5 protein-coding genes are annotated in these 7,284 nt (G+C 65.2%); 3 read left to right on the forward strand and 2 right to left on the reverse strand.

All coding sequences use genetic code 11. The features are described from left to right. The gene (locus tag ASD80_RS02650) at nucleotides 1–1,989 is read right to left on the reverse strand and encodes a sensor histidine kinase (RefSeq protein WP_156460294.1); all 1,989 of its coding nucleotides are present in this window, start codon (nucleotides 1,987–1,989) and stop codon (nucleotides 1–3) included. 211 nt (nucleotides 1,990–2,200) lie between these two features. On the opposite strand from ASD80_RS02650, the gene ASD80_RS02655 reads away from it, so the two are divergent. The 3 genes from ASD80_RS02655 to ASD80_RS02665 all read left to right on the forward strand — a co-directional run bounded on the left by ASD80_RS02655 (nucleotide 2,201) and on the right by ASD80_RS02665 (nucleotide 5,237). After that, entirely contained in the window at nucleotides 2,201–3,184 is a 984-nt protein-coding gene (locus ASD80_RS02655) for a tripartite tricarboxylate transporter substrate-binding protein (protein WP_056228572.1), read from the forward strand. Between the two features lie 70 nt (nucleotides 3,185–3,254). Then, nucleotides 3,255–3,716, forward strand: a complete 462-nt coding sequence (locus ASD80_RS02660; RefSeq protein ID WP_056228574.1) for a tripartite tricarboxylate transporter TctB family protein — start codon at nucleotides 3,255–3,257, stop codon at nucleotides 3,714–3,716. A gap of 15 nt (nucleotides 3,717–3,731) precedes the next feature. Further along, nucleotides 3,732–5,237: a tripartite tricarboxylate transporter permease gene (locus tag ASD80_RS02665; RefSeq protein ID WP_056228577.1), complete on the forward strand. Its 1,506-nt coding sequence runs from the start codon at nucleotides 3,732–3,734 to the stop codon at nucleotides 5,235–5,237. A gap of 152 nt (nucleotides 5,238–5,389) precedes the next feature. Here the strand turns inward: ASD80_RS02665 and ASD80_RS02670 are convergent, their stop codons facing one another. Continuing rightward, nucleotides 5,390–6,898, reverse strand: a complete 1,509-nt coding sequence (locus tag ASD80_RS02670; protein WP_056228580.1) for an ATP-binding protein — start codon at nucleotides 6,896–6,898, stop codon at nucleotides 5,390–5,392. Nucleotides 6,899–7,284: the final 386 nt, after the last annotated feature.

Raw genomic sequence — 7,284 nt, forward strand, 5'->3', positions numbered from 1 at the left:
CTAGTGGTCCGTCTCGAAGGTCTGAGTTTTGTGCTCCCTCCCCCTTGAGGGGAGGGCCGGGGAGGGGGTGGTTTCGTGGACTGCCGATGGACCCCCACCCTCGGTCCCTCCCCTCAAGGGGGAGGGAGGCGCTGGAGCCGATAGTTCAGTGCCATGGGCAGCCATCAAAGGCAGCCTTACCGTAAACGTGCTGCCCTTGCCGGGGCGGCTGGCGACGGCGATGGCGCCGCCGATATCGCGGATGAGGCCATAGGAAATGGAGAGGCCGAGACCGAGGCCGCGCCCGGCATCCTTGGTGGAATAGAAGGGGTCGAACAGGTTCGACAATTCGGCCGTGGTAATGCCCGCGCCGGTGTCGGACACGGCGATCTCGACATTGCGGGCGGTTGTCGTGACGCCGATGGACAGCACGCGGATGGCGCTGTGTTCCATGGCGTCGGCGGCATTGGCGAGCAGGTTGATCAGCACCTGTTCAAGATGGATGGGGTTGCCCGAGACCGTGAGCGGGATGGGATGGCGGCGATATTCAACGTCGATGCCGAAGGCCTTGAGCTTGTGATCGACCAAATCCAGGGCATTGGCGATGACCGTGGCGAGATCGGCCTGCATTTCGACTCGGGTTTCCTTGCGGGCGAAGGTCTTGAGGTGACTGGTGAGGGCCGAAAGGCGATCGACCACCTTGTCCATGGTGCCGAGAATGCCAGCAATGTCGGTGTCGCGGCGCTGCGCGGCGATGAGCTTGGCGCTGGCGAGATGGGTGGTGAGGGCGGCGACGGGTTGGCTGACCTCGTGGGCCACGCCGGCCAGAGCCTGGCCGAGGCTGGCCATCTTGGCGGCCTGCACCAGGCCGTGCTGGGCCTCGCGTTCGGCCTTTTCGGCGCGGATGCGCTCGGCGATTTCCTCGCGCAAGGCTTCGTTGGCGACATGCAGATCCTCGGTACGTTCGGCGACGCGCTGTTCAAGCCGTTCGTGATCGGCCAGGCGCTGGGCGACGATGCGCTGGCGCTGCACCAGCAGCACGACGATGAGCAGGAGCGCCGCGGCGCCGAGGCCGGCGGCGGCAGCGGCGGTCCAGGCGACGCCATAGAGCGGGGCGAGAGGCGTGAAGGACAGCAGTTCCCAGCCATGGCGGGGCAGGCGCAGTTCCTGCAGCACGAAATAGCCTGAGGTTTCGGGATCGTTGCCGGCCAGCAGGGCGAATTCGGCGCCGCGCGAAAACCAGCGGTCGGTGATGATGCCGGCATTGTCGACGCCTTTCTCACCATAGCGCTGCTGGCTGGAAATGGCCTCGACGCGGGAGCGCGGAATGGTCTGCAGCGGGCGGTAGCGCCAGTCGGGGCGGGTGGAGAGGATCACGACGTCGTTAAGGTCGACGATGCCGATGAGTTCGCCCGAGCGCCACCAGGTGGCTTCGATCTCGCCCAGGTTGATCTTGGTGACGGCCACGCCCAGCGGGCCATCGGGGCCATCGACGCGCTGGGAGAGAAAGTAGCCCGGTACGCTGGTGGAAATGCCGAAGGCATAATATTCGGCCTGTCCGAGCCGCATGGCCTCGGCGAAATAGGGGCGGAAGGAGTAGTTGGTGCCGACCAGGCTGGTCAGCGTCCACCAATTGCTGGCGGCGACCACGGCGCCATTATCCTCCATGAGGAAAATCTCGCCGGCTCCGGCGGTTTCGTTGAGCTTGGAGAGGAAGCCGTTGGCGGCTTCCACGGCGGCCGGATCGTCGGGATTGGCCAGCGCCGCACGGGTTTCGCGGGCCTGGGAAATGGCCACCGGCAGATAGTGGAAACGCTCGATGATGGCTTCGAGCGTGCGCTCGAACAGGGCAAGGCGCCGGTCGGCCTGCTCGCGGGTATCCTGGATGGTGGCGTTGAGCGTCATCTCGAACGCCACCCAGGCGACCAGCGTCACCGCCACCAGCCCGATGGCCATCATGACCAGGTGGCGGCGGCCGAACCAGTTTCGCAAGCTCGTTCGTATCGTCACAGGCGCCTTTCCCGACCGCAGCCCGGCCTATTGGCAAGAAATTGCCGATGATCGCCGGGACAATGAGCAAGTTCTTGCCCGGATGATTAGCATGGTCCGGAAAAATAGCATATCAGCATTGCATGTCGCGCGTGGCACGCAGCTTGCATTGCAGGTTTCGACCCCGGTGAGGAAACCGGGATCCAAGCATCTATATGGGAGGACATACGCAATGAAGACCTTCGTTAAAATCCTGGCCGCGGGCCTTGTCGCCGGTTCGGCACTCACCGCCGTTGCGGCCATGGCGCAGGACTATCCGACACAGCCAGTGACCATCGTGGTGCCGTTCTCGGCTGGTGGCCCCACCGATACGGTGACGCGCCTGGTGGCGGCGGCGATGAGCGAAGACCTGGGACAGCAGGTGGTGGTACAGAATGTCGGCGGCGCCGGCGGCACGCTGGGTGCCGGCCAGGTGGCTGCGGCCAATCCGGATGGCTACACGCTGCTGCTGCACCATATCGGCATGTCGACCGCTCCGGCGCTCTATGCCAGCCTGCCCTATGATCCGATGACCGACTTTGCCCCCATCGGCCTGGTGACCGAAGTGCCGATGACCATCGTGGCGCGCAAGGATTTCGAGCCGGCAACGCTGGAAGACCTCATCGCCTATGTGAAGGAAAAGGGCGAAGACATCACCTATGCCAATGCCGGTATCGGTGCGGCCAGCCAGCTCTGTGGCCTGTTGTTCATGGATGCCCTCGGCACCAAGATGACCGAAGTGCCCTATCAGGGCACCGGTCCGGCCATGACGGACCTGCTGGGCGGCCAGATCGACATGATGTGCGACCAGACCACCAACACGACCAGCCAGATCCAGGCCGGTGAAATCAAGGCCTATGCCGTGACGACGCCGGAACGCATCGCCGTGCTGCCGGACCTGCCGACGCTGGATGAAGGCGGGCTGGACAACTTCAACCTCGCCATCTGGCACGGGCTCTATGCGCCCGCCGGCACCGACCAGGCCATCATCGACCGGCTGAGCCAGTCGCTGCAGAAGGCCCTGGCCGATGAGAACGTGGGCAACAGCTTTGCCGAACTGGGCACCTATCCGGTGCCGGCCGACCAGGCGACCCCGGCGGCGCTGAAGCAGAAGCTCGAAGGCCAGATCGCGCTGTGGGCCGAGGTGATCAAGGCCGCCGGCGTCTCGGCGCAGTAGACCGCGAACCGGCACAATAGAGGAGCCCCCGGCCCAACCGGCCGGGGGCTCTCTCCAGGGAGGGGGAAAGATGGCACTCAACGCTTCGCGGAACGACCTTGCCTCGGGGGCGATATTCGTCGCCCTGGGCGGCTATTTTGCGCTCGAGGCCCTGCGCTACGAATTCGGCACACCATTCCGCATGGGACCGGGCTTCATGCCGGTGGTACTGGGCGGCATATTGGTGGCGCTGGGCGTGGCGGTGGCGGCCAAGGGCATGGGCAAGCCCGATGCCGAGGCGCCGGCACCCTGGCCCTGGCGCGGTATCCTGTTGGTATTGGGCACGATCCTGTTCTTTGCCGCCACCATACGCGGGCTGGGCTTTGTTCCCGTCGTGCTGATTTCGGGACTGGCGACGGCCTTGTCGAGCAGCCGCAATTCACTGCTTTCAGCGCTGGTGATCAGCGTGGGCCTGTGCGTGCTGTGCATGCTGATCTTCGTGGTCGGACTGGGGCTTCTGGTGCCCTGGATCGGCCCGTGGCTGCGCTTCTAGGCCGGAGAGAACAAAATGGACCTGATATCCTCGCTCGCTCTCGGCTTTTCGGTCGCGCTCGATCCGATCAATATTCTTTACTGCTTCATCGGCGTGCTACTGGGGACGCTGGTGGGTGTGCTGCCCGGCATCGGGCCGACCGCCACCATCGCCATGCTGTTGCCCATCACCTTCTCGCTCAATGCGGAAACGGCGCTGATCATGCTGGCGGGCATCTATTACGGCGCCCAGTATGGCGGCTCGACCACGGCGATCCTGATCAACCTGCCCGGTGAGTCTTCGGCGGCGGTAACCGCCATCGACGGCTATCAGATGGCCCGCCAGGGAAGGGCCGGGCCAGCTTTGGCGGCGGCGGCCATCGGTTCCTTCTTTGCCGGTTCGGTGGCGACGCTGCTGCTGGCCTTCTTCGCGCCCCCGCTGGCGCGGGCGGCGCTCAATTTCGGCGCGCCGGAATATTTCTCGCTGATCGTGCTGGGCCTGCTGGTTTCCATTGCGCTGGCGCATGGCTCCATCCTCAAGGCGCTGGGCATGATCGTGCTCGGGCTGCTGCTCGGCATGGTGGGCCAGGATATCTATACCGGCACGCCGCGCTTTACCTTCGGGGTGCGCGAACTGTTCGGGGGGCTCAATTTCGTGGCCGTGGCGGTGGGGGTGTTCGGCGTAGCCGAAATCCTGCGCAACCTCGAAAACGAGAAGGAGCGCGAGGTGGGGGTTACGGTGGTCAAGAACCTCTGGCTCACCCGCGACGACGTCAAGCGGGTCATCGCGCCGATCCTGCGCGGCACGGTGCTCGGATCGGTACTCGGCGTGCTGCCGGGGGGCGGGCATATCCTCTCCGCCTTCGCCTCCTATTCAGCGGAAAAGCGGCTGTCCAAGACACCCGAGCAATTCGGGCATGGCGCCATCGAGGGCGTGGCCGGACCGGAATCGGCCAATAACGCGGCGGCGCAGACGAGCTTCATTCCGCTGATGACGCTGGGCATTCCAGCCCACCCTGTCATGGCGCTGATGATCGGAGCGTTCATCCTGCAGGGCATCACGCCCGGCCCGAATGTGATCAACGAGCAGCCGGCTCTGTTCTGGGGCATCATCGCCTCGATGTGGGTGGGTAACCTGCTGCTGGTCATCCTCAACCTGCCGCTGGTGGGGCTGTGGGTGAAGATGCTGTCCATCCCCTATCGGGTGCTGTTCCCGGCCATCGTGCTGTTCGCCTGTATCGGGACCTTCTCGATCAATCAGAACATCTACGATATCTACGCCATCGCCTTTTTCGGCATCCTCGGCTACCTGCTGATCCGCTTCGGCTGCGAGCCGGCGCCGCTGCTGCTGGGCTTCGTGCTGGGACCATTGCTGGAAGAGCATTTGCGGCGGGCGATGATCATCTCGCGGGGCGACCCGATGATCTTCCTGCACCGGCCGATCTCGGCAACGCTGCTGGGCCTGGCGCTGCTGGCGGTGATCATCGCGGTGCTGCCGAGCATAAGGAAGAAACGGACCGAGGTGTTTGTCGAGGACGATTGAGGTTCGACAAATCCCGATGATAACGCTGCCCCCGGAACCTGTTCCGGGGGCTTCTTTTTGTGTGTGGGGGCTGGGCTGGTGGCACGCCCTCGTGGTTCGAGGCTCGTGAGGTGCGCTTCTTCAGCGCCTCGAACCACGAGGGCCTGCCGCGACTACTCCGCCGCGCCGCGTTCTTCCGCCATGGCATCGGGGCCGTTGGGATCGCCTGGCGCTGTCTCGGCGCCCAAATCGGGGAAGGCGACGACGCGGTTGTTGCGGAAGTCGAGGCGGACGACGAGCAGGCCGCGTTCCTCGAACCAGGTCAGCAGGCGCCGGGCGCGGCTGGCCGAATGGGTGCCGTAGAGGCGGGCCAGAGTGGCGTCGGAGGGGCAGGGGGCCGAGGCAAGCGCGGCCTGGGCCAGGACGAGGAAGACGCCCTGCACGTCATCGGTGAGGGTTTCGGAGAGCGACAGGGCCTGCTGCCAGCCATCGGATTGGGCGACCTCGGTATCGGGCGCGACGCGGGCGACGGCGAGGCGGCGCTTGAAGGCCGGCAAAGCCGGCGGTTCGCCGGGGACGCGGCGAATGCGGCAGCGCACCAGGAAGTCCTGGTAAAGCACGGCGACGGTGCGGAAGCTGGCATCTGGATCGCCCAGCAATTCGGCCATGATGGCGTCGATCTGGCGGTCGCGCTCGGCTTCGTCGATCTCGGGGAAGAGGCTTTGCGGGGCCTCCTCGGCTGGCGGGCGGGCGCGGGAGAGCTGGGCCAGCAGCTCATTGGTCGAGGGCGGCGGGGGCGGCGCGGGGCGGCGGACCACCGGGCGGGCCTGCTCGTCGGCCGAGGCGGTGAAGATGAGGTCGGCGGCGTCGACAGGGGCTTCGAAGGGCACCAGCTTGGGGCTGGTGGAGCGGGCCGAGGTTTCCACCGCGCCGATGGTGACCGGCAGGGGACGGCGGGAAATGGCGGGGCCGAGGGCGACGAAGTGGCCGCGGGCGAGGTCGCGAAACTGCTCGGCCTGGCGCTTTTCCATGCCGAGGAGATCGGCGGCGCGGGCCATGTCGATATCGAGAAAAGTGCGACCCATCAGGAAGTTAGAGGCCTCCGCCGCGACATTCTTGGCCAGCTTGGCGAGGCGCTGGGTGGCGATGACGCCGGCCAGGCCCCGCTTGCGGCCGCGGCACATGAGGTTGGTCATGGCGCCGAGGGATAATTTGCGAGCTTCGTCAGACACTTCGCCGGCTGCGGCCGGGGCGAAGAGCTGGGCTTCGTCGACGACGACGAGGACGGGATACCAATGATCGCGGTCGGCATCGAACATGCCGCCGAGGAAGGCGGCGGCGGCGCGCATTTGTTGTTCTACATCAAGGCCTTCGAGATTGAGCACGACGGAAACGCGATGCTGGCGGACACGAGCGGCGATGCGGGTCAGCTCGGCCTCGGTGCGCGTGGCGTCGACGACAGTGTGGCCGTAACGCTCTGACAGCGTTGTGAAATCGCCTTCGGGATCGATGATACATTGCTGTACCCAGGGGGCGGACTGTTCGAGCAGGCGGCGCAAAAGGTGGGACTTGCCGGAGCCGGAATTGCCCTGGACGAGCAGACGGGTGGCCAGCAGCTCCTCGAGATCGAGCGTGGCGGGCGCGGCGCCCGTCGTTGCGCCCATGTCGATTGCTACCTTCATCCGGTCTCCTGATGGCGGGATGGTCCCGGTCAGTCGGGAGAGTCACGCGAGGGAAGAGTTGGTCAGCAGACTGTTAGCATTGACGCGGGCGATTCGTGAAAGGCGGCGGATGGAGAAGGCACAGGGTTGGTGGGAAGGGAGTCCTTGTTGGGTACCCCCTCCTAGCCTCCCTGATAGGGGGAGGAATCCGTGCGGTGGGTGAGGGATGATCGAGTCCCACCCACCACGCGTCACCCTCGGGCTTGACTCGAGGGCTCTGTACTTGCTGGGCGATTGTTAAGTGAAGGGCCCTCGGGTCAAGCAACTGTCGATTGTTTGACGATAGCATTGAGGATGGTGATGAACTTTCTCATTGCAGCGTTGATGGCGAGTTTGAAGGGTTTTCC

Source organism: Devosia sp. Root635 (genome assembly GCF_001427605.1).
Classification (GTDB): Bacteria; Pseudomonadota; Alphaproteobacteria; order Rhizobiales; family Devosiaceae; genus Devosia.